Source organism: Caballeronia sp. GAWG1-5s-s (assembly GCF_023631445.1).
Lineage (GTDB): Bacteria > Pseudomonadota > Gammaproteobacteria > Burkholderiales > Burkholderiaceae > Caballeronia.
The window spans coordinates 106,234-127,539 of record NZ_JALQDC010000006.1 but is presented as its reverse complement, the minus strand read 5'-3'; the positions used below and the strand labels follow the sequence as shown (position 1 = coordinate 127,539).

At 64.7% G+C, this 21,306-nt stretch carries 17 protein-coding genes, 5 tRNA genes and 1 pseudogene; 17 read left to right on the top strand and 6 right to left on the bottom strand.

The features are described 5' to 3' along the window. Nucleotides 1-7: 7 nt before the first annotated feature. Nucleotides 8-1,243 (top strand): annotated as a pseudogene (locus NCR34_RS08540) (c-type cytochrome). A 180-nt stretch (nt 1,244-1,423) separates the two neighbouring features. On the opposite strand, the gene NCR34_RS08535 reads toward NCR34_RS08540, so the two are convergent. Continuing rightward, nucleotides 1,424-2,362, bottom strand: coding sequence for a patatin-like phospholipase family protein (locus tag NCR34_RS08535; RefSeq protein ID WP_250499583.1), 939 nt, complete (start codon nt 2,360-2,362; stop codon nt 1,424-1,426). 305 nt (nt 2,363-2,667) lie between these two features. Between NCR34_RS08535 and gltX the strand changes: the two genes are divergently transcribed. The 7 genes from gltX to NCR34_RS08500 all read left to right on the top strand — a co-directional run bounded on the left by gltX (nt 2,668) and on the right by NCR34_RS08500 (nt 5,594). Next, entirely contained in the window at nt 2,668-4,074 is a 1,407-nt protein-coding gene (gltX, locus tag NCR34_RS08530) for a glutamate--tRNA ligase (RefSeq protein ID WP_250499582.1), read from the top strand. 138 nt (nt 4,075-4,212) lie between these two features. Next, nucleotides 4,213-4,288, top strand: a tRNA-Ala gene (locus tag NCR34_RS08525). A gap of 155 nt (nt 4,289-4,443) precedes the next feature. Next, nucleotides 4,444-4,519, top strand: a tRNA-Glu gene (locus NCR34_RS08520). Between the two features lie 76 nt (nt 4,520-4,595). Next, nucleotides 4,596-4,672 (top strand) — tRNA-Asp (locus NCR34_RS08515). A 73-nt stretch (nt 4,673-4,745) separates the two neighbouring features. Next, a tRNA-Glu gene (locus NCR34_RS08510) sits at nt 4,746-4,821 on the top strand. Nucleotides 4,822-4,897: 76 nt separating this feature from the next. Further along, nucleotides 4,898-4,974 (top strand) — tRNA-Asp (locus NCR34_RS08505). A 155-nt stretch (nt 4,975-5,129) separates the two neighbouring features. Continuing rightward, entirely contained in the window at nt 5,130-5,594 is a 465-nt protein-coding gene (locus tag NCR34_RS08500; protein ID WP_250499591.1) for a GNAT family N-acetyltransferase, read from the top strand. 19 nt (nt 5,595-5,613) lie between these two features. Here the strand turns inward: NCR34_RS08500 and NCR34_RS08495 are convergent, their stop codons facing one another. Then, nucleotides 5,614-6,456 carry an AraC family transcriptional regulator gene (locus tag NCR34_RS08495; protein WP_250499581.1) on the bottom strand — a complete coding sequence of 281 codons (843 nt, stop codon included), beginning with the start codon at nt 6,454-6,456 and terminating at the stop codon, nt 5,614-5,616. 131 nt (nt 6,457-6,587) lie between these two features. Between NCR34_RS08495 and NCR34_RS08490 the strand changes: the two genes are divergently transcribed. Then, entirely contained in the window at nt 6,588-7,007 is a 420-nt protein-coding gene (locus NCR34_RS08490) for a gamma-glutamylcyclotransferase family protein (protein WP_250499580.1), read from the top strand. A 90-nt stretch (nt 7,008-7,097) separates the two neighbouring features. Here the strand turns inward: NCR34_RS08490 and NCR34_RS08485 are convergent, their stop codons facing one another. Together NCR34_RS08485 and NCR34_RS08480 are read right to left on the bottom strand one after the other, a co-directional pair. Next, the gene (locus NCR34_RS08485) at nt 7,098-7,346 is read right to left on the bottom strand and encodes a hypothetical protein (protein ID WP_175940510.1); all 249 of its coding nucleotides are present in this window, start codon (nt 7,344-7,346) and stop codon (nt 7,098-7,100) included. A 287-nt stretch (nt 7,347-7,633) separates the two neighbouring features. Further along, complete coding sequence (locus NCR34_RS08480; RefSeq protein ID WP_250499579.1) at nt 7,634-8,314, bottom strand: YdcF family protein; 681 nt, start codon at nt 8,312-8,314, stop codon at nt 7,634-7,636. A 316-nt stretch (nt 8,315-8,630) separates the two neighbouring features. On the opposite strand from NCR34_RS08480, the gene NCR34_RS08475 reads away from it, so the two are divergent. Beyond that, on the top strand, nt 8,631-8,942 hold the full coding sequence (locus tag NCR34_RS08475; RefSeq protein ID WP_248319997.1) for a hypothetical protein: 312 nt from the start codon (nt 8,631-8,633) through the stop codon (nt 8,940-8,942). A 168-nt stretch (nt 8,943-9,110) separates the two neighbouring features. Here NCR34_RS08475 and NCR34_RS08470 read toward each other — a convergent pair whose 3' ends face one another. Then, nucleotides 9,111-9,362 (bottom strand): hypothetical protein, encoded by a 252-nt coding sequence (locus NCR34_RS08470; protein WP_250499578.1) that lies wholly within the window; start codon nt 9,360-9,362, stop codon nt 9,111-9,113. A gap of 184 nt (nt 9,363-9,546) precedes the next feature. Further along, on the bottom strand, nt 9,547-9,948 hold the full coding sequence (locus tag NCR34_RS08465) for a transposase (protein WP_035969202.1): 402 nt from the start codon (nt 9,946-9,948) through the stop codon (nt 9,547-9,549). Nucleotides 9,949-10,349: 401 nt separating this feature from the next. On the opposite strand from NCR34_RS08465, the gene NCR34_RS08460 reads away from it, so the two are divergent. The 7 genes from NCR34_RS08460 to infB all read left to right on the top strand — a co-directional run bounded on the left by NCR34_RS08460 (nt 10,350) and on the right by infB (nt 21,256). Beyond that, nucleotides 10,350-11,249, top strand: a complete 900-nt coding sequence (locus NCR34_RS08460) for a LysR family transcriptional regulator (RefSeq protein ID WP_250472529.1) — start codon at nt 10,350-10,352, stop codon at nt 11,247-11,249. Between the two features lie 59 nt (nt 11,250-11,308). Beyond that, entirely contained in the window at nt 11,309-12,547 is a 1,239-nt protein-coding gene (locus NCR34_RS08455; RefSeq protein WP_250499577.1) for a pyridoxal phosphate-dependent aminotransferase, read from the top strand. A gap of 343 nt (nt 12,548-12,890) precedes the next feature. Further along, nucleotides 12,891-13,850 carry an SMC-Scp complex subunit ScpB gene (scpB, locus tag NCR34_RS08450; RefSeq protein ID WP_250499576.1) on the top strand — a complete coding sequence of 320 codons (960 nt, stop codon included), beginning with the start codon at nt 12,891-12,893 and terminating at the stop codon, nt 13,848-13,850. A gap of 128 nt (nt 13,851-13,978) precedes the next feature. Beyond that, a complete protein-coding gene (gene rluB, locus NCR34_RS08445; RefSeq protein ID WP_250499575.1) occupies nt 13,979-15,898 on the top strand; it encodes a 23S rRNA pseudouridine(2605) synthase RluB in 1,920 nt (639 codons plus the stop codon). Nucleotides 15,899-16,248: 350 nt separating this feature from the next. Continuing rightward, nucleotides 16,249-16,707 carry a ribosome maturation factor RimP gene (gene rimP / locus NCR34_RS08440; RefSeq protein WP_175940666.1) on the top strand — a complete coding sequence of 153 codons (459 nt, stop codon included), beginning with the start codon at nt 16,249-16,251 and terminating at the stop codon, nt 16,705-16,707. Next, the gene (nusA, locus tag NCR34_RS08435; RefSeq protein WP_175940503.1) at nt 16,704-18,179 is read left to right on the top strand and encodes a transcription termination factor NusA; all 1,476 of its coding nucleotides are present in this window, start codon (nt 16,704-16,706) and stop codon (nt 18,177-18,179) included. The genes rimP and nusA overlap by 4 nt, the downstream gene beginning before the upstream one ends. 92 nt (nt 18,180-18,271) lie before the next feature. Beyond that, nucleotides 18,272-21,256 (top strand): translation initiation factor IF-2, encoded by a 2,985-nt coding sequence (infB, locus tag NCR34_RS08430; RefSeq protein WP_248319992.1) that lies wholly within the window; start codon nt 18,272-18,274, stop codon nt 21,254-21,256. Nucleotides 21,257-21,306 lie beyond the last annotated feature (50 nt).

Sequence of the window (21,306 nt, the reverse complement as noted above, 5' to 3'; positions counted from 1 at the left end):
ATCGATCATGACGCGCACCGTGCGCCGCTCGTTGATGCGTGTGCTTCCCGTTGCACTGTCCGCGCTCGCGCTGTCTGCATGCCACAGCGATGGCGATGTCGCGCAGAAGACTGCGGCTTCGCCGGAAGTCGTCGCTCGCGGACGCTACCTCGCGCAATCCGCCGACTGCGCTGCCTGCCACACGGCCGAAGGCGGCGCGCCGTTCGCGGGCGGCGTGAAGCTGGAGTCGCAATTCGGCACGTTCTATGGCAGCAACATCACGCCCGATGCGAAGTACGGCATCGGCAAATGAACCTCCGACGCGTTCTACGCGGCGCTGCACGACGGCAAGACGCCGAACGGCAAGCTGTATCCCGCGATGCCGTACACGTCGTACCGGCAGATGTCGCGCGAAGACAGCGACGCTATCTACGCTTACCTGATGACGCAAAGGCCCGCCGCGGTGCCGAATGTCGAAGCGAGTCTGCGCTTCCCGTACAACGTGCGTTTCGCGGTGCGGTTCTGGGACATGCTGTTTCTGAACGCGCTGCCCGACGCATCCACGGGTCAATCGGCGGACTGGACGCGCGGCCGCTACCTCGCCAACGCGCTCGGGCACTGCGCGGAATGCCACACGCCGCGCGGCGCGTTCGGCCAGCTCGCGGACGCGAAGACGTTGCAGGGCGGCGCGCTCGGACGCATCGCCGCGCCGGATATCACGCCGGCAGCATTGGCGGCGCGCGGCTGGACCGGCGCGGACTTGCAGGCGTACTTCTCGACGGGCGTCGCGCGGCAGGGATCGGCTTTCGGCGAAATGCATCGGGTCGTGTATCTGAGCACGCAGCATCTGAATCGCGATGACGCCCGCGCACTCGCGACGTATCTGCTCGGCGACGCGCCCCCCGCGCCAGCGCCGGTCAAGCTGCAATCGGCCGACGCGGAACAACTCGCAGCCGGCCGCAACCTGTATCTCGATTCGTGCGCCGGCTGTCACGGACGCGAAGGCGAGGGCAAGCCGCACGTCGCCGTCGCGATGAAGGACAATTCGACGCTGCGCCAGGGCGACGCGCGCAATCTGATCGTGTCGATGCTCGACGGCATCGAGGCGCAGCCGTTCGCCGGCGTCGAACGCATGCAGCCGATGCCCGGCTTCGCCGCGACGTACAGCGACGAGCAGATCGCGCAGTTGACCAACTACCTGCGGGCGACATGGGGCGGCCAGCCCGGCGATGTCACCGCCGACAAGGTGAAGTCGCTGCGCTGATGCACGAAGGCCACGCATTGCGTGGCCTTCGTCTTTTGCGACGAGCAGATCGCGCAGTTGACCAACTACCTGCCGGCGACATGGGGCGGCCAGCCCGGCGATGTCACCGCCGACAAGGTGAAGTCGCTGCGCTGATGCGCGAAGGCCACGCATTGCGTGGCCTTCGTCTTTCTGGTGCCGTCAAACGCGCATGCCGCGCTCGGCCAGTTGCCGCTGCAACGTCGGCCACATCTTCGACACCGCTTCTTCGCCCGCAAGGATCGCGGCGTTGCGCTGGCTGAAGTCGCTGCTGCTCATCGCGCTCAGATTCGGGCGGATGACCGCGTTCGCGTATTTGTCGAGTTCGTAAGCCTTGATCGACTGGCCCATGATGGTGAACGTCTGCATCAGCACGTCGAACGAACTCTGCGTGAGCGCCGTTTCCGGCCGCGCGGAGATATCGACCGCGATCACGAAATCCGCGCCCATCTTGTGCGCGAACGCGGCGGGCACCGGGCTCACGAGTCCGCCATCGACATATTCGTGATCGCCGATCTTCACCGGCTCGAAGATCGACGGCACGCTGCACGACGCCCGCACGGCCACGCCGGTATTGCCGCGCTGAAAGAGGATCGGCTGGCCGGTTTTCAGGTCGGTGGCGACGATGCCGAGCGGCTTCGCCATCTTTTCGATCGGCCGGTTGTCGAGCGTCTTGTTCAGGAAGTTCTGCAGCGCCGCGCCTTGCAGGATGCCGCGCGCGCGAAAGGGCATCGCCCAGTCACTGATGGAGGCTTCGTCCATCGTCAGCGCGAGCTTGTTCATCGCGATGCCGGTCATGCCGGACGCGTACAGTGCCGCGATCACCGAACCCGCGCTTGTGCCGGCCACCAGATCCACCCGGACGTTGCGCGCTTCGAGCGCCTTGATGACGCCGATGTGCGCGAAGCCGCGCGCCGCGCCGCCGCCGAGCGCGAGGCCGATTCGCGCGGCGCGTTGCGGGTCCGGGGCCGGCGCATTCGCGACCGGCGCGCTCTTGCCGCCGAGGCCGCCGCCGCTCGTGCTCGTGCAGGCCGCAAGAATGGACGACGCCGCCGCGAGCGAGAATGCACGGCGGGAAATGAGACGTGACGATGAATTCAAGTGAGACTCCAGCGATGCGGCGAGTGTGCAGTTGCATGCGCGTTTCCGGGTGCTCAAGAAACGGCGCGCACATCATAAAGCAAAAGGCGCGGGCTCAGGCGCGAGGCGGGCGGCGGGTATAATTTCGAGTCATTGAGCCGGTGCCCGACGCGTATGCCCGACGTGCGTGCTTCCCGGCCGGCAACCGCTTTCGTGCAAGAGCCAACGGCGCTTCGCGCGCCGCCCGTTCGCCTCTTCGCTCTCTCGTCTGGCCGCATCTTTACGCCGGGCGAGCGCAATCATTCGAGTACATCGAGAAAACAGCAATGACCCAAGTCCGTACCCGCTTCGCCCCGAGCCCGACCGGCTTCATCCATCTCGGCAACATCCGCTCCGCGCTCTATCCGTGGGCGTTCGCGCGCAAGATGAAAGGGACCTTCGTGCTGCGTATCGAGGATACGGACGTCGAGCGTTCGACTGAGGCGTCCGTCGACGCGATCCTGGAAGGCATGGCGTGGCTCGGCCTCGATTTCGACGAAGGCCCGTTCTATCAGATGCAACGCATGGACCGTTATCGCGAGGTCGTCGGCCAGATGCTGGAGAAGGGTCTCGCGTACCACTGCTATATGTCGACGGAAGAACTCGACGCGTTGCGCGAGCGTCAGCGCGCCGCCGGCGAAAAGCCGCGCTATGACGGCACGTGGCGTCCGGAGCCGGGCAAGACGCTGCCGCCGATTCCGGAAGGCGTGAAGCCGGTGGTGCGCTTCCGCAATCCGCTGACGGGCGTGGTCGCGTGGGACGACGCGGTGAAGGGCCGAATCGAGATATCGAACGAAGAGCTCGACGACCTCGTGATCGCGCGCCCGGACGGCACGCCGACGTACAACTTCTGCGTGGTGGTCGATGATCTCGACATGAAGATCACGCATGTGATCCGCGGCGACGACCACGTGAACAACACGCCGCGCCAGATCAACATTCTGCGCGCGCTCGGCGGCGAAACGCCGGTCTATGCGCACCTGCCGACGGTGCTGAACGAGCAGGGCGAAAAGATGAGCAAGCGTCACGGCGCGATGGCGGTGATGGCTTACCGCGATGCCGGGTACTTGCCGGAGGCGGTCGTCAACTATCTGGCCCGGCTCGGCTGGTCGCACGGCGATGCGGAGATTTTCTCGCGCGAGCAGTTCATCGAATGGTTCGATCTGGAGCATCTCGGCAAGTCCCCCGCGCAATACGACCACGACAAGCTCAATTGGTTGAACGCGCACTACATCAAGGAAGCGGACAACGCGCGGCTCGCCGGGCTGACGCGGCCGTTCCTGCTGCAAGCGGGTATCGACGCCGCGGCAATCGACAACGGCGCGCCGCTCGATCAGGTCGTCGGGCTGCTGAAGGATCGCGCGTCGACGGTGAAGGACATCGCCGACAATGCCGCGATGTTTTATCGCGAGCCCACGATCGAAGCCGACGCGTTCGCGCAGCATGTGACCGACGCGGTGCGGCCGGCCATCGCGAACCTGCGCGCGGCGCTCGAACAAGCCGAGTGGACCAAGGAGGGCATCTCGGCGGCACTGAAGGCGACGCTCGGCGCGCACAAGCTCAAGATGCCGCAACTCGCGATGCCGGTCCGCCTGCTCGTCGCGGGCACGACGCATACGCCGTCCATCGACATCGTGCTGATGCTGTTCGGCCGGGACACGGTGCTGCGTCGTCTGGAGCGCGCGGCCAGTTGAGCATAGACGCGCGCAAGGACGCTGAAGAAGCCCTTGCGCGCCTGCGCGAAGTGATAAGTGAAAAAATTGTCGGTTGTATCACCAGAAGGTATTTACAACTTCAAAAGCGGCCTATAGAATCTCGTTTCTGTTCTGCAAGGGGGTATAGCTCAGCTGGGAGAGCGCTTGCATGGCATGCAAGAGGTCAGCGGTTCGATCCCGCTTACCTCCACCAAGAACAGATGAAGTGATTGCGAAGTTATTCTCCGGGTTTCGGAAGTCGCAAAAAATACTTCACAAGTAACGCGAAGTTGTTTAGAATCTCGGTCTTCGTTGATTTGCAGCAGTTAATCAGCGAAGCAAGCGGTAAAGACAGAATCACAAGTTTCTGTCCCCTTCGTCTAGAGGCCTAGGACATCACCCTTTCACGGTGAGTACAGGGGTTCGAATCCCCTAGGGGACGCCAGAATTCAGGCGGCTGCTAGAAAATGCGCTGTCGGTTTCATGAGGTGACTAGAGCCTCGTGGAGCAAGGAAAGAGCTGGAGCGGTAGTTCAGTTGGTTAGAATACCGGCCTGTCACGCCGGGGGTCGCGGGTTCGAGCCCCGTCCGCTCCGCCAACGTTTTGCGAGCAGGAAATACTCCGGCTGATCAGCCGGTTTTTTTTCGCCGCAGGATTGCAAGAAGTTTGCTGTCCCCTTCGTCTAGAGGCCTAGGACATCACCCTTTCACGGTGAGTACAGGGGTTCGAATCCCCTAGGGGACGCCAGAATTCAGGCGGCTGCTAGAAAATGCGCTGTCGGTTTCATGAGGTGACTAGAGCCTCGTGGAGCAAGGAAAGAGCTGGAGCGGTAGTTCAGTTGGTTAGAATACCGGCCTGTCACGCCGGGGGTCGCGGGTTCGAGTCCCGTCCGCTCCGCCAGCTCGTTGTGAAAAAATCCAGCCTCCGGGCTGGATTTTTTTTTGCCTGTTTCTCGCCGCGCCGACTCGGTCTCCTCTCCGGCATCGCATTTTCCATTGCCAGCAAGCGCGCGCTGTCTTAGTGTGGAGGCACTGTCCCGTGCCTGCATGCGTGCGATGCTCGACCCGACCGAAGACCTCTCGCTCTATCAACTCCGCCAGGCGACGATGGCCGATTTCGCCTTCGCCGAGGCCCTCACGCACGACAACATGGTCGGTTATTACCGGCGCCACAATCTTGTCTGGCGCGGCGACCTGTTTCTTTCGAGCTGGCGCGAGTCGGAGAACTTCATCCTGCAGGCGGACGGCGTGCCCGTCGGCGTCATGCGCGTGACCGAAGAAGATAACTCGCTGCATATACGCGATGTTCAAATCGCGCCGGGCTATCGAGGACGAGGCGCGGGCACGTTTCTACTGAACACGGCGCACCGCTGGGCGCGGGCCCGTGGGCTGGCGGAATGCCAACTGCGCGTTTTCGTCGACAACCCGGCGGCGCGTCTTTATATGCGGCTCGGATATCGTCCGGCCGGCCCCAGGCTGGCCCAGCTCGGCGCCATTCGACATATGGTCCGGCGCGTCTGAGCCGACGCGGCGCGCAGCATTAGACAGCGCGCGTGTCGTTTGGATCGCGCTCGTCGCTGGCGTCGCGGGCGAAGAACGCACGCGGACTCTCGCCGAAGGCACGTCGAAACATCGCCGAAAATGCGCTCTGGCTCTGATACCCCAGCTCACGCGCGACCTGCGCGAGCGGCCGGCCCTGACTCAGCAAAGGAATGGCGCGTGCCAGCACGGCCTGCTGCCGCCACTGCGAGAAGCTCACGCCGAGTTCGCGTCTGAACAGGCGCGCGATGGTGCGCGTGCTCGCGCCCGCTTCCGACGACCAGCGTTCGAGATCCGAGTGCGAAGGGTCCGCGAGCACCGCGTCGCAGAGCGCGCGCAGGCGCTTCTCGTTCGGCATCGGCACGGAGAGCGGCAAGGGCTGCGACCGGATGATCTCATCGAGTGCCAGCGTGCCGAGCAGGCGCTCGCGTTCACGCGTGATCGACGCTTCGTCCAGCGCCGCGATCACCTCGCGCAACAATGGCGACACTTCCACCACGCGGCACGCGCCGAGCCCGGCCGGCACGACGCTCGCGTCCACGTAGAGCGTACGGAGATACGCATCTTCCACGATCAACACTTCGTGCGTGACGTTCGGCGGCACCCAGATGGCGCGCGAGGGCGGCACCATCCACGTCGAATCGGCGGTTGCCACGCGCAGCACGCCCCGCGACGTGTAGGCGACTTGCGCCCACGGATGCGTATGCAGCGCGATCCGCACGCCATAACGCACCGGGCGCGAGCGAACGCGGATCGGATGGTCGAGCGTCGGCGAGTGCTCGACGGGAATGTCGAGGTGTTCGACTTGCTCGAAAGGCGGGCGTGGATCGGCGAACGTAGGCATGGCGGCTCGTCGGGCGGCCGACCTGGCCGCGATCCGCCGATCTTAACCGAAGCGAGCCGCGAGTCCGTCCGCGCTTTTTTGGGCGGCGATAATGCGCATCTCGGCGACTAGCGAAAGGAGCGGTTTCTTCGATGCAATATGTTTTCGTGTACGGCACGCTGCGCCCGGGCGAGATCAATGACATCAATCGCGCGGCTGAGCGCAGCGGGATCGCGGCGCCGCAATGGATCGGCACGGCGCACGTGCGTGGTCGGCTCTACGATTTCGGCGCTTATCCCGGACTCGTTCTCGACGAAGAGGACGGCACGCCGGTCAAAGGAGATGTGTATCGCATCGAGGATGCGCTCGTCGTCGTGCTGGACGAAATCGAGGAAGTGTATCCGGGCGTCGAGGGACTTTTTCGCGCGCACCGGCTGCATGTGAATGTCGAACTGGACGGCGAGGCCACGCATGTCGATTGCCTCATGTATCCGGTCGCTGCGAGCGCGGTACAGGGCTTGCCGCGCATCGAAGGCGGCGATTGGGCGGCGCATCGCGCAGGGCGCGGTTGAGCCCTTAACGGATTTTGCCGTCATCGCGTTCATGCAGTGCGATGACGGCGCGGCGCGACCCGCCGAAAAGCAGGCCGGCGACCAAGTGCCTTACTCGGCCGAATGGTGCATCGACTTGCCGTGCGACTTCTTGTGATGACCCGACTTGTGCATCGTATTCGATTGATCCATCTGCATGTTTTGCATGCTGGATTGCTGCGATTGCAGATTCTGCGCGCGCGATTCGATGTCCGCGATCCGGGCGGGATCGGTGCTCATCGTCACGCCTTGTTCGCTCTGCGCGTAGGCCGATGCGACCGCGCTCAGGGACAACAAAACAGCCAGGGACACTTTCTTCATTGTTACCTCCTAGTAGCAGTTGAACCCGGGAATCGCCTGTCCGATCCGGTTGGAAAGACAGATACATCAGAGCAAAAATCGCTCCCGCCTGGCTTTGGGCGCGCATCCGTGGCGGGATGCCTACGGGAACGAGCCTCCGCCTGACTGCGTCCATCATAGGCCGAGATCAGGTCAGCGGTGTGTCGGACGACGATACCGGCCCGGCCATGCGAGCCGGAGCGGAATCATACCGGCGCGCACAGGTACTTTCTAGTCCTGATTATTTTGATATACACCGATCGCGCGGCTTAGTACAGGTGCAGCCAGCGCCAGACGTGAAAACGCGCGAGCCCGACCAGCTCGTGCAACGCAAGCTCGCTGTTCTCGAGGCTTCTGTATCGGGGGAATACCGTCAGCCGATTCTCACGCACGTCCGAGACATAGGGCTGCGGCTCGTAGCCGAACGCTTCGAAGGCACGGACCGAACGTCGCATGTGATACGCGGATGTGATGACGATCAAAGCAGTGTCATGCGCGTTGCCTAAGATGGCTGCTACGTTCTGCGCGTTCTGGTACGTGTTGAGGCTCTTGTTCTCGCGCGTCAGATCGGCCGGCGCGACGCCCTGCGCCAGGACATACGGCGCGTAGTTGTCGGCTTCGGCCTGTCCGTGGTGCTGGGGATCGCCGCCGCTCAGGATCACGCGGCACGAAGCGCCGGTGTCCCGGCATTGCCGATACACCCGCGCGGCGGCGGCGATGCGCGGCACGGAATCGCTCTTCGGCACCAGCTTGCCGTGACGCCGGTCCGTGCCCCCGCCCATCAGGACGATGGTGGTTTTGGGCTTGAAGGAGGGCGGTATGGTCTCTTCGTAGCCGTGCTGCGCGATTCGCAGCAGCGGCCTCGCGAGCCAGCCGCTTCCGAGGCCCCAGGCGAGCAGAACGGTGATGATGACAATCGTCGCACGAAGGCGCTTGCAAAACGCGAACAATGCAAAAAAAAGCAGCAATAAAGTAAATAGAACCAATTTAATTGGAGTAACGTATTGGTTTCAGGGCAATTTGCTCCGTCATCGCGTGGTCAGAGCGCATCGGCGGTTGTCGCAGGAAAGCGCGTGATCAGCGCGCTCTCAACGGGGGCTTTTAATAGAAAGCAGCACCTAGCGCAAGCGGCGGCCAAACATTCAGGCAGCGAACGCTCAAAACGTTCGCTGGCGTGAAATTCGGCGCGCCGCGTTTAGTCGACGTCGCGGACCGTCTTGCGACCGTCACGAGCGTCGTCACGGCTGCACAGGAAGAAAAAACGAGATGACCACGTATTCCAACGAAGCGGTACTCGAAGCACTTCGCCGGGCGCAATATCGTCAAGTTCCGTGGGCGAAACGCCCCAAGGGTTTCGACCACCTTCGCGCCCTCGGGCTACTCGAGCTCGCGCGGCAACGCACCGTCGCGCCAGCGCCAGGATTTCATGCACCCGTGGATATCGCCGTCGTCACCGAACGCGGGAAACAGGAATTCACGCGGCTCTCGCGCGATGAGCGTTCCATCGACTGGGATCTGCGGCGCACCGAACCGTACACCTTCGGTGGCCACGAAGCGGTGCTCGAAGTCAGAATTTGAAGCGACGCGCGCAGCGTGAGAGTGGGCGAAGTCTGGTCGAAAAAAAGCCCGTGTCCGAGGACACGGGCAGACCGGATTCCACTGTTGCCATGCTGTGCTCATGGCATTGGGTGTGACTGCTGCCGACTCGCCGGGTTCCGCGCGAATCGAGACCCGTTGCCCGAAGATTCAGTGATGCGGCGAGCGTTCGTCGCGGTCGTTGTCCGGACGAGCGCGCACGTTGCTCGCAATGTCGCCGCGTAAATCGCCGCGCGGCGCAGGCGGCGTGGCGGCGCGAGCGCGCGCGGCGTCAGGCGACGCGGGCGCCGCCGTCTTTGCGGTGAGGTGCAGATCGGATGCAGGCGGCTGCGCGTGAGCAACGAACGCCACGCCGGCGAGCCCCGCCAAGACGCCACGCACGAGCAGTGTCGAAACCTTCATGAGAGTGTCCTGAAGCCCTGATCGGACCTGTTGGGTCACTCGTCACGCTAAGCCTCGATTCGTCGCGGCGCTGTAAGCAATCGTAAAGAGTTGTATCGCGCAACGAAGCGCGCGAGGTCGGCAAAGCAACGCCCGAAAGTGATCGAAGCCGGCAGAACCGGCTTCGACGTGTGATGCAGTAGGCTCAGGCCATCTTGGCCGGCGCGCGCCACGACTCGGGATTGGTCCAGAACGCGCCGCGCAGTCGGTCGCGGCTCGGCGGAGCCGGCGGCTTCACCGCGCTTGATCCGATACGCCCGCGCAGCGACACCTCGCGCCCGTTGCTCGACAGACGCTTCACGATTTCCGCGAGCGTGCCGTCGGCTTGCCACTCGTCGAAGCGACGGCGGCAGGTGGGAGGCGAGGGGTAACGGCCCGGCAGCTTCGACCAGCCTTCGCCCGTCGACAAGACCCACAACACGGCGTTGACAACCGATCGCGCTTCGACGCGCGGCCGGCCGCGCCGCTCGCTGCGCGCGGGCTCGGAACAGAACAACGCCTCAACCAGCGCCCACTCGTTATCTCTCAAATCGTCGAACAGCACCATATCTCACCTCAGCGAAGCTAACCCCGGTGCGCTGCCCCGCGCCGCGCACTCTGGTCGAATCCGATGAACGAATCCAGGGAAGGCCGAAGCGGCTGCGGCAAACCAGTTTCCGTTACGTCCGCTGTGCTTCGACCTCTGTGCGCAATGAAATGCGAGAACCATGCCATGCACGTCGCGAAATCCGGGAAACCCGCATGGCAGTAGGCTGACGCGATGCCAGCATGGCCCGTATCAGACCCGAATCCGATTGATTAAGAAATCGGGACAATCACCAATCCTGTGCAGGAGGCCCTTCCGGCGTGCGTCCCGGGCGGTTTGCTGCACCGCAGCGAAACCGTCGCAGTGGCCTATAATTCCGCATGAGACCAAGCTTTTCATGAATCGCCGGAATGAACGCCTCCCTGAACGTGACGCTGCGCCAACTGCGCGTCTTTATCGAAGTGTCGCGGCTACGCAGCTTCAGCCGCGCGGGCGCGGAGATCGGCTTGACGCAGTCAGCGGTGAGCCGCTCTGTGCGCGAATTGGAGAGCGAAATCGGGCTCAAGCTGATCGACCGGACCACGCGCGAAGTGCAACTGACCGATGTCGGCATGGATCTCGTCGGCACCGTGTCGCGCCTTCTCGCTGATCTGGACGAAGCCCTGCGCGAAGCGCGCGATCTGGGGCAGCAGCGTCGCGGCCGGGTGATCGTCGCGGCGAGCCCCACGATCGCGTGCCGGTTGATGCCGCGCGTCATCGCGTCGTGCTCGCGGCAATTTCCGCTCGTCACGCTCAGCCTGCGGGACGACGTCCAGTCCGACGTGCTTCGCAAGGTGAAGTCGGGCGAGGTGGATTTCGGCGTCGTGATCGGCCCGTTTTCCGCCGACGATCTGCACGGCGAAGCGGTGATGACCGATTCGTTCTGCCTCGTCGCGCGGCGCGACCATCCGCTCGCGCACGAACGCGCCGCGCCCTGGGAGGCGCTCGCGGGCGAGCGGCTCGTCATGCTGGACTACGCATCGGGCAGCCGCCCGATCATCGATGCCGTCATGCAGCAGCACGGTGTCGAAGCGCAGGTGGTGCAGGAGCTCGGTCATTCGGCGACCGTCTTCGGGCTGGTGGAAGCGGGCGTCGGCGTGAGCGTGCTGCCGTGGCTCGCGTTGCCGTTGCCGGCGGATTCGTCGCTCGTCGCGCTGCCGCTGGAACCGCGCGCCGAACGCACGGTGGAACTGGTGCGGCGGCGCGATCGCTCGCTCTCACCGGCGGCGCAGTCGGTCTGGTCGCTGATCGCGGGGCTGCCGCGACGCGCCGAAGAGCTCTGAAGGACGCGCGCTTTTTATCGCGCTCGCGTTAGACTTCTTCCTTTTCGACGGAGCGGGCGATGAGTGAATCGGAAGGCGCGGTAATCGCTGAATTGGGCGGCTCGACGGCGCAGACGCACGCGGGCGGCGCGCCGAACGCGCGCGACGCCGTGCGGGCGTTGCGACCCTCGCAGATTCGCGAAGTCGCGAACGCCGGCTTCGGCGTACCGGACGTGCTGCCGTTCTGGTTCGGCGAATCGGACCGGGTCACGCCCGAATTCATTCGCGATGCGGCGAGCCGCGCGCTCGCCGACGGCGCGACGTTCTACACGCACAATCTCGGCATCGCGCCGTTGCGCGAGGCGCTCGGCCGCTACGTCAGCGCGCTGCACGGCCCGACGCCCGCTGATCACATCGCGGTGACGAGCGCGGGCGTGAACGCGCTGATGCTGGCCGCGCAGCTCGTCGCGGGCGCGGGCGACCGCGTGGTCGCGGTCACGCCGCTGTGGCCGAACCTCGTCGAGATTCCGAAGATTCTCGGCGCGACGGTCGAAACGGTCTCGCTGACCTACGGCGAGCGCGGATGGACGCTCGATCTGGACCGGCTGCTCGCCGCGCTCACGCCGTCCACGCGCATGCTGATGATCAACTCGCCGAACAACCCGACCGGCTGGACGATGACGCGCGACGAGCAGCGCATCGTGCTCGACCACTGCCGCCGTCACGGCATCTGGATCGTGGCGGACGAGGTCTACGAGCGCCTGTATTACGGTCAGGGTGCCAACGTGGCGCCGTCCTTCCTCGATCTCGCGGATCGCGACGAGCGCGTGATCGCGGTGAATTCGTTCTCGAAGGCGTGGCTCATGACCGGCTGGCGGCTCGGCTGGCTCGTGGCACCGGCGCGCCTAATGGACGACCTCGGCAAGCTCGTGGAATACAACACGTCGTGCGCGCCGTCGTTCGTGCAGCAGGCGGGCATCGTCGCGGTGGAACAGGGCGAGCCGTTCACGCAATCGCTCGTCGCGGACCTGCGCGCGAGCCGCGATCATCTGGTGAACGCGCTTCAGCGTATTGAAGGGGTCGACGTGCGTGCCCCCGACGGCGCGATGTACCTCTTCTTCTCGCTGCCGGGCGCGGAGCGCAGCCTCGAACTGTGCAAGGCGCTGGTGAAAGAGGCGGGACTCGGGCTCGCGCCGGGCAGCGCATTCGGCGCGGAAGGCGAAGGCTTCGTGCGCTGGTGCTACGCCTGCGATCCCGCGCGCCTCGACGTGGGCGTCGAACGCCTGCGGCGCTTTTTATCGGACCGAGGCGCGAAGTAAGGGCTAAGTGGGTGGTAAGCGAGTGCGAAGTGAGTCGAGCGGGGCGTAATCGATCACCTTTACGCCCCGGTTCTTTTTGCGTAATATGGCGCTCAGTCACGCGCTTTCGCCTAGGAAAGCGCCACCTCGTCCGGCTGGGATGGCCCGGCGATTCGCTCACCGATCGCCCATTGTCGCCTCTCCCCGGTGCGTGCTCCCAATCAATATGACCGATTACAATCGGGCGAGCGCGTCTTGAAACTCCGCGTCCAGCTTTATCGTGCGCACCGCTTCGGTGACGTTCGAACTCGCTCAGGCTCGTTTTGAACCGGATCATTGACCATTAAGGGTTGACCCAAGCTGCATGAATACCCAAGAGGCGAAAATCGTCCTCGAGACTGCTTTGATCTGCGCGCAGGAACCGCTGCGGGTGAGTGAATTGCGCAAGCTCTTCGCCGAGGACATTTCGGCCGATACGGTGCGCACGCTGCTCGAAGGACTACAGGCTGATTGGTCGGGGCGCGGCGTCGAGCTGGTGGCGCTTGCGTCGGGATGGCGCTTTCAGAGCAAGCCCGCCATGCGGACTTATCTCGACCGGCTCAATCCCGAAAAGCCGCCGAAATATTCGCGGGCGGTGCTTGAAACGCTCGCCATTATTGCTTATCGGCAGCCGGTCACGCGCGGCGATATCGAAGAGATTCGCGGCGTGACGGTGAATACGCAGGTGGTGAAGCAACTGGAAGATCGCGGGTGGATCGAGGTCATCGGACATCGCGACGTACCCGGCCGGCCCGCGCTGTACGCGACGACCAAGCAGTTTCTCGACGACCTCGGCCTGACCGCGCTCGACGAACTGCCGGCGCTGGACAATCCGTCGGCGCAGTTCGAGGCCTCGCTGCTCGCGCAGCATTCGATCGACTTTCCGGACGGCGCGGCCGCGCAGGCGTCTGCTGGCGAAAACACGGTGGACGACACGACGGCCGTCGCGGCTCCCGCAGAAGCGAACGTGGCGAACGATGCGCCCGAGGCCGAGATGCCTGCCGTCGCCGACACGCCGGACGCTTCGCCGAGCGAAGCATCGGAGGCCGGAACGCTTCGTGCGAGCGAAGACAAAGACGGGCCCGTATTGACCGAGGTCCGCCTGATGCCCGCGACCGATGCATCCGATTCAGACGAAACGCCTGCGTTGGCCGACGCAGGCGACGCTGGCACACATCGAGAACACGATGCGACCGACGCCCGCCTATCGAGCGGCGTCGAGCGGAACGACGCCGACCTTAACGACGGCGACTCCGACGAAGAACCGAAGGCGCGCCGCGCCTGACGCAATTGCATGGCCCCTGATTCAACCGGCTCTCGATAAAACATCACGTCGAAGACGACGAGCCGGACCGGTCAGCGGAAATTTTTGACGCGCCCGCCAGGGTGCGCAATTCGACATTTGAGGTTGTTTTGACACACTCCCACGACAGCGATTCGCCCGAATCCGCGCGCCCCGTGCATGGCGCGGACGCCCATGAGTCGGCCGATGCCGGCGAACGCACGCGCACCGACGAGAGCGCCGACGGTGACGATCGTCCGCGCCGCGGCCTGCGCCGCGGTCCGCGCAGTCTGATCGCACGCCGCCGGGCTGTCGCCAAGACCAAGGGCGCGGATGGCGCGCCGGACGCCGCGACCGACGCGCCGCCGCCGGAAGGCGCCGCCGCGCAGGCGCGTGCGCCGCGCAAGGAAGCGGGCGCGAAGGCGCCGCGAAAACCGGCAGCGAAGCGCGAGCCCAAGCGCGACACGGCGGAAGGCCAGCAGGACGCCGCGCGGCAAGGTGGCCGCAAGCGTGGGCGTCGCGATGACGGAGAAGTCGCCGTGGAAGCGTCGGGCGAAGTCGCAGCGTCCGCGCCGCGCGAGGGCGTGCAGCGCAAGAATCCGCCGGGAAAGCGTGAACGGCAGCCGCGCAACGCTAAGCGCAACGATGCAGGCCCGGCGACGGTCGAGAGCGCGGCGGCCGCCGCCGTCGACGACGTTTTCGCGTACGTCACGTCCCCGGCATTTGACGCGGACAACGGCTCGGCGGGCGTGCGCGCGCCGATGCTGCGCCGTGGCCGCAACGCGCCCCAGCAGAAGCGCGTGCTGGAACCGGACGACGACGCCCCCAAGCTGCATAAAGTGCTGGCCGACGCCGGCATGGGCTCGCGTCGCGACATGGAGGAATTGATCATCGCGGGGCGCGTGTCGGTGAACGGCGAGCCTGCGCACATCGGCCAGCGCATCATGCCGACCGACCAGGTGCGCATCAACGGCAAGCCGCTCAAGCGCAAGCTCGCGAGCAAGCCGCCGCGCATCCTGCTGTATCACAAGCCGACGGGCGAGATCGTCAGTCACGCGGATCCCGAAGGCCGTCCGTCGGTGTTCGACAAGCTCCCGTCGATGAAGACGGCGAAGTGGCTCGCGGTCGGCCGGCTCGACTTCAATACGGAAGGGCTCCTGCTGCTCACGACCTCCGGCGATCTGGCGAACCGGTTCATGCACCCGCGTTACAGCGTCGAGCGTGAATATGCGGTGCGCGTCGTCGGTCAGTTGTCCGAGGCGATGAAGCAGAAGCTGCTAAAAGGCGTGGAGCTCGACGACGGCCCCGCCAACTTCCTGCGCATTCAGGACGGCGGCGGCGAAGGCACGAACCATTGGTATCACGTCGCGCTGGCGGAAGGCCGCAATCGCGAAGTGCGCCGCATGTTCGAGGCGGCGGGGCTCATGGTCAGCCGCCTCATCCGCACGCGCCACGGTCCGATCGCGTTGCCGCGCGGGCTCAAGCGCGGTCGCTGGGAAGAACTCGAAGACAACCAGGTGCGCAGCCTGATGGCGGCGGTCGGCCTGAAGGCGCCGACGACCGAGAAGGGAGGACGCAGCGCCGCGCCGCGCGTTCAGCCCGATCCGATGCAGACGTCGATGGGCTTCATCACGCGCGAGCCGGTCCTGAGTTCGCACTTGCGCGCGGCGCAGACGCCGGCGCGCGGCGGTCGGCGCGGCGGCGCGGGCGGGCTTCCCGGCGCGTTCGGCGCGAGCGGCATGGGTGGCATGGGCGGCTTCGGCGGCAACATGGGCAATACCGGCAACGCTGGCGGCCCGGGCCGACGAGGCGGCCGTGAGCCGAACGGCAACCGCATCGGCAACGAGCCGAACGGCAATCGCGCGAACGGCGGCCGCTCGGGGCAGCGCAATGCGCGCGGACAGGGTCCGCAAGGCATGAGCGGGCCGGCCAAGCGTCCGGCGGGCGGCAACGGCCCGCGCGGCAATCGTCAGGGCGGCGGGCAGCAAGGCGCGGGGCAAGGCAAGGCCGGCGCCGGACGCGGCCCGCGCAACCGCACGCGCGGACGTTGAACGCGCGTTGACGAGCCGTTTCGGTCGGTCGCGGGTGCGCCTGCGGCCGATCTACCGAAATGGCGTCGCCGAGCCATCGGCATCAAGCAAAAAAGCATGCGAACTGGCACGAAACGGGTTCGATCGCGGGCTTTACGTTTGCGTTTATCCCGAAAAATGGCTAAAATCACGGAGTCGCTGGGCACATAGTTTTTTCGCTGCCCGGGTGCGACCTCGGTTGAAAAAGATGGGCGTTGCGCCCATTTTTTTTTGGCTTTTTGGTTCGGCATCTCGGGAGCAGGGGTGCGCCCAGTCAAGGCGCTCGCCCGCAGGTGTTTCGCGGCGCGGGCGCGAAACACCTTGGAGTTACTGTGCAACTGACGGAACTGATTGAAACCACGGTCTCGAGCCTGGGCTACGAGCTTGTCGATCTCGAACGTTCGGGAGGCGGCATGCTGCGTATTTATATCGACCAGCCGGCCGGTATCGCCATCGAAGACTGCGAGAAAGTCACGCGTCAGCTTCAGTATGTGCTCGAAGTCGAAAACGTCGATTACGACCGCCTCGAAGTGTCGTCGCCGGGGCTCGACCGCCCGCTCAAGAAGCTGGCCGACTTCGAGCGTTTCGCCGGCAACGAAGCCGTCATCACATTGAAAAAGCCGCTGGACGGGCGCAAGTCGTTCCGCGGCGTTCTGCACGCCCCCGAGGGCGACAAGATCGGTTTGGAATTCGAAGGGAAGGACGGCGCCGCGATGCTCGATTTCACGCTCGCGGACCTCGATAAAGCACGTCTCGTCCCCAAAGTTGACTTTAGGAGCCGCAAACAATGAGTCGCGAAGTTTTGATGCTGGCGGATGCGCTGGCGCGCGAAAAGAACGTCAACAAGGACGTGGTGTACGCAGCTCTGGAGGCTGCGCTTGCTTCGGCAACGAAAAAGCTGTTCGAGGAAGATGTCGATATTCGCGTCGCGATCGACCGTGAAAGCGGTGAGCATGAGACGTTCCGCCGCTGGCGCGTGGTGCCGGACGAGGCTGGCCTTCAGGAGCCCGACCAGGAAATCCTGCTGTTCGAAGCAAAGGAGCAAAAGCCCGACGCGCAAGTGGACGACTATATCGAGGAACCCATTCCGTCGATCGAATTCGGCCGCATCGGCGCGCAGGCTGCCAAGCAGGTCATTTTGCAGAAGGTGCGCGACGCCGAGCGCGAGCAGATCCTGAACGACTTCCTCGAGCGCGGCGAAAAGATCATGACCGGCTCGGTCAAGCGTCTGGACAAGGGCAACTTCATCGTCGAATCCGGCCGCGTGGAAGCGCTGCTGCGGCGCGACCAGCTGATTCCGAAGGAAAACCTGCGCGTGGGCGACCGCGTGCGCGCGTACATCGCGAAGGTGGACCGCACGGCGCGTGGTCCGCAGATCGAACTGTCGCGCACCGCGCCCGAGTTCCTGATGAAGCTCTTCGAACTCGAAGTGCCGGAAATCGAACAAGGGCTGCTGGAAATCAAGGCGGCCGCGCGCGATCCCGGCGTGCGTGCGAAAATCGGGGTGATCGCCTACGACAAGCGCATCGATCCGATCGGAACGTGCGTGGGCATCCGCGGTTCGCGCGTGCAGGCCGTGCGTAACGAGCTCGGTGGCGAGAACGTCGACATCGTGCTATGGTCGGAAGACCCCGCGCAGTTCGTGATCGGCGCCCTCGCGCCGGCAGCCGTTCAGTCGATCGTCGTCGATGAAGAAAAGCATTCGATGGACGTCGTCGTGGACGAGAGCGAGCTCGCGGTCGCCATCGGCCGCAGCGGCCAGAACGTTCGACTCGCCAGCGAGCTCACCGGCTGGCAGATCAATATCATGACGCCGGACGAATCGGCGCTGAAGCAGAACGAAGAGCGCGGCAAGTTGCGCAATCTGTTCATGGCGCGTCTGGATGTGGACGAGGAAGTCGCCGACATCCTGATCGACGAAGGCTTCACGAGCCTCGAAGAAATCGCCTATGTGCCGCTCAACGAGATGCTCGAAATCGAAGCGTTCGACGAAGACACCGTGCACGAGCTGCGCAACCGGTCGCGTGACGCGCTGCTTACGATGGCGATTGCAAACGAGGAGAAGGTCGAAGGCGTCGCGCTCGATCTGAAGAGCCTCGAAGGCATGGACAACGAGCTTCTCGCGAAGCTCGCGGAGCATCAGATTCAGACCCGCGACGACCTCGCGGAGCTGGCAGTAGATGAACTGGTCGAGATGACCGGGATGGAAGAGGATAACGCTCGCGCGTTGATCATGAAAGCACGTGAACACTGGTTCCAGTGAGAAATGACCATGGCGCACTGAAATATCGCGGCCGGTTCGGCCGCATGACCCGATCTAACCGCAAGGACTGATCCTTGCATCAAGAGGAATGAATGGCGAGTAACAACGTAGCCCAATTTGCCGCGGAACTCAAAATGCCTGCGGGCGTGCTGCTCGAGCAGTTGCAGGCGGCTGGCGTCCAGAAAGCGAGCGCGAACGACGACCTGTCCGAGACGGACAAGGCGCGTCTGCTCGATCATTTGCGCAAGTCGCACGGGTCCGCCGATGCCGACAAGCGCAAGATCACTCTGACCCGCCGGCATACGTCGGAAATCAAGCAATCCGACGCAACGGGTAAGGCTCGCACCATTCAGGTCGAGGTGCGCAAGAAGCGTGTGTTCGTGAAGCGCGACGAGGCAGGCATCGAGCAGCCGGCGGAGACGCCGAATCATGTCGAAGACGAAGTCGACGAGGCCGAACTCCAGCGCCGCGAGGAAGAAGCCCGCCGCGCCGCGGAGCAACTCGAGCGCGAAGAGCGCGAGTTGAAGGAGCGTCAGGCGCGTCTGGAACAGGAAGAAGCAGAGCGTCGCGCCCGCGAGGAAGCGGCCGAAGCCGAGCGTCGCCGCCAGGAAGCGGAAGCCGAGCGTCGTGCGCAAGCCGCCGCGCAGGCCGCCGAGATCTCGCGCGCCGCACAGGCAGCGCGTCAGGAAGCTCGTACGCCGGTCGCCGCCGAGGTGAAGGCCGAGGCCAAGCCGCCGAAGCAGGACGATACGGCCCAGCGCGAAGCCGCCGAAAAGGCAGCGGAAGAAAAGGCGGCGAGCGAACGCGCCGCCCAGCGCGAAGCCGCGAAGAAGGCGGAAGACGCCGCGCGCGAAGCCGCCGAAAAGGCGCGTCTCGAACAGGAAGCCATCGCCAAGCGCCGTGCGGCGGCGGAAGCCGAAGCACGCGCCATTCGCGAGATGATGAACACGCCGCGCAAGGCGCAGGTCAAGGCGCCGGAACCGGCGCCTGCGGCGAAGCCCGCCGAAGCGGCCAAGGCTGCCGAGGCGAAGGGCACGCTGCACAAGCCGGCGAAACCCGAAGGCGCGCAAGCCGCGCGTCCGGCAGCCGCGAAAAAGCCGGCGCCCGGCGCGGCAGCGCCCGCCACGACGGCGCCGACCGGCGACAAGAAGAAAGCCGGCGGCAAGGGCGGCTGGCAGCAGGACGACGCATCGAAGCGCCGCAGCATCAAGACGCGCGGCGACACGAGCGGCGGCGTCGATCGCGGCTGGCGCGGCGGTCCGAAGGGTCGCGGCAAGCATCAGGAACAGACGTCGTTCCAGGCGCCGACCGAGCCGATCGTCCGTGAAGTGCACGTGCCGGAAACCATCTCGGTGGCCGATCTCGCGCACAAGATGTCGGTGAAGGCTTCGGAAGTCATCAAGGTGATGATGAAGCTCGGCCAGATGGTCACGATCAACCAGGTGCTGGACCAGGAAACGGCGATGATCGTCGTCGAGGAACTGGGCCACCGCGCGGTCGCCGCGAAGCTGGACGATCCCGAGGCGCTCCTCATCGAAGGCGAAGCCGCCGAGGAAACGGCAGAACGTCTGCCGCGTCCGCCGGTCGTCACCGTCATGGGTCACGTCGACCACGGCAAGACCTCGCTGCTCGACTACATTCGTCGCGCGAAAGTGGCGGCGGGCGAAGCGGGCGGCATCACGCAGCATATCGGCGCGTATCACGTCGAAACGCCGCGCGGCGTCATCACCTTCCTGGATACGCCGGGTCACGAGGCCTTCACGGCCATGCGTGCGCGCGGCGCGAAGGCAACGGACATCGTCATTCTGGTGGTCGCGGCCGACGACGGCGTGATGCCGCAGACGAAGGAAGCAATCGCTCACGCGAAGGCGGGCGGCGTGCCTATCGTCGTGGCGATCAACAAGATCGACAAGCCGGAAGCGAACCCGGACCGCGTGAAGCAGGAACTGGTCGCGGAAGGCGTGGTGCCGGAAGAGTACGGCGGCGATTCGCCGTTCATCGAAGTGTCGGCGAAGACCGGTAAGGGCATCGACGATCTGCTGGAAAACGTGTCGCTGCAAGCCGAAGTGCTGGAATTGACCGCTCCGGTCGACGCCGGCGCGAAGGGCCTCGTGATCGAAGCGAAGCTCGACAAGGGCAAGGGCCCGGTCGCGACCATTCTGGTGCAGTCGGGCACGCTGAACCGCGGCGACGTGGTTCTGGCGGGCAGCGCCTACGGCCGCGTGCGCGCCATGCTGGACGAAACCGGCAAGCCGACGAAGTCCGCAGGTCCGTCGATTCCGGTGGAAATTCAGGGCCTGTCGGAAGTGCCGGCGGCGGGCGAAGAAGTCATCGTGTTGCCGGACGAGCGCAAGGCGCGCGAAATTGCGCTGTTCCGTCAAGGCAAGTTCCGCGACGTCAAGCTCGCCAAGCAGCAGGCCGCGAAGCTCGAGAACATGCTGGAACAGATGGGCGAAGGCGAAGTGCAGAACCTGCCGCTCATCGTCAAGGCGGACGTGCAGGGGTCGCAGGAAGCCCTCGTGCAATCGCTGCAGAAGCTCTCGACCGGCGAAGTGCGCGTGCAGATCGTGCACAGCGCGGTCGGCGCGATCAGCGAGTCGGACGTCAACCTGGCGACGGCGTCGAAGGCGGTCATCATCGGCTTCAACACGCGTGCGGATGCGCAAGCCCGCAAGCTGGCCGAATCGAACGGCATCGACATTCGCTACTACAACATCATCTACGACGCAGTGGATGAGGTGAAGGCGGCCATGTCCGGCATGCTCGCGCCGGAGAAGCGCGAGACGGTGACGGGCACGGTCGAGGTGCGCCAGGTCATTCGCGTGCCGAAGGTCGGTCTGATCGCGGGTTGTATGGTCACGGACGGCTTCGTGAAGCGCACGTCGTCGGTTCGCGTGATCCGCAACAACGTCGTGATCCACACCGGCGAACTGGATTCGCTGAAGCGCTTCAAGGACGACGTCAAGGAAGTGCGTCAGGGCTTCGAGTGCGGTATCTCGATCAAGAACTTCAACGACATCGTCGAAGGCGATCAGCTGGAAGTCTTCGAAGTGACGGAAGTGGCTCGCACGCTGTAATGCATTAGTACGCCGAGCTCGAGGCGGAGCGGGCCTGACGGCTCGCTCCG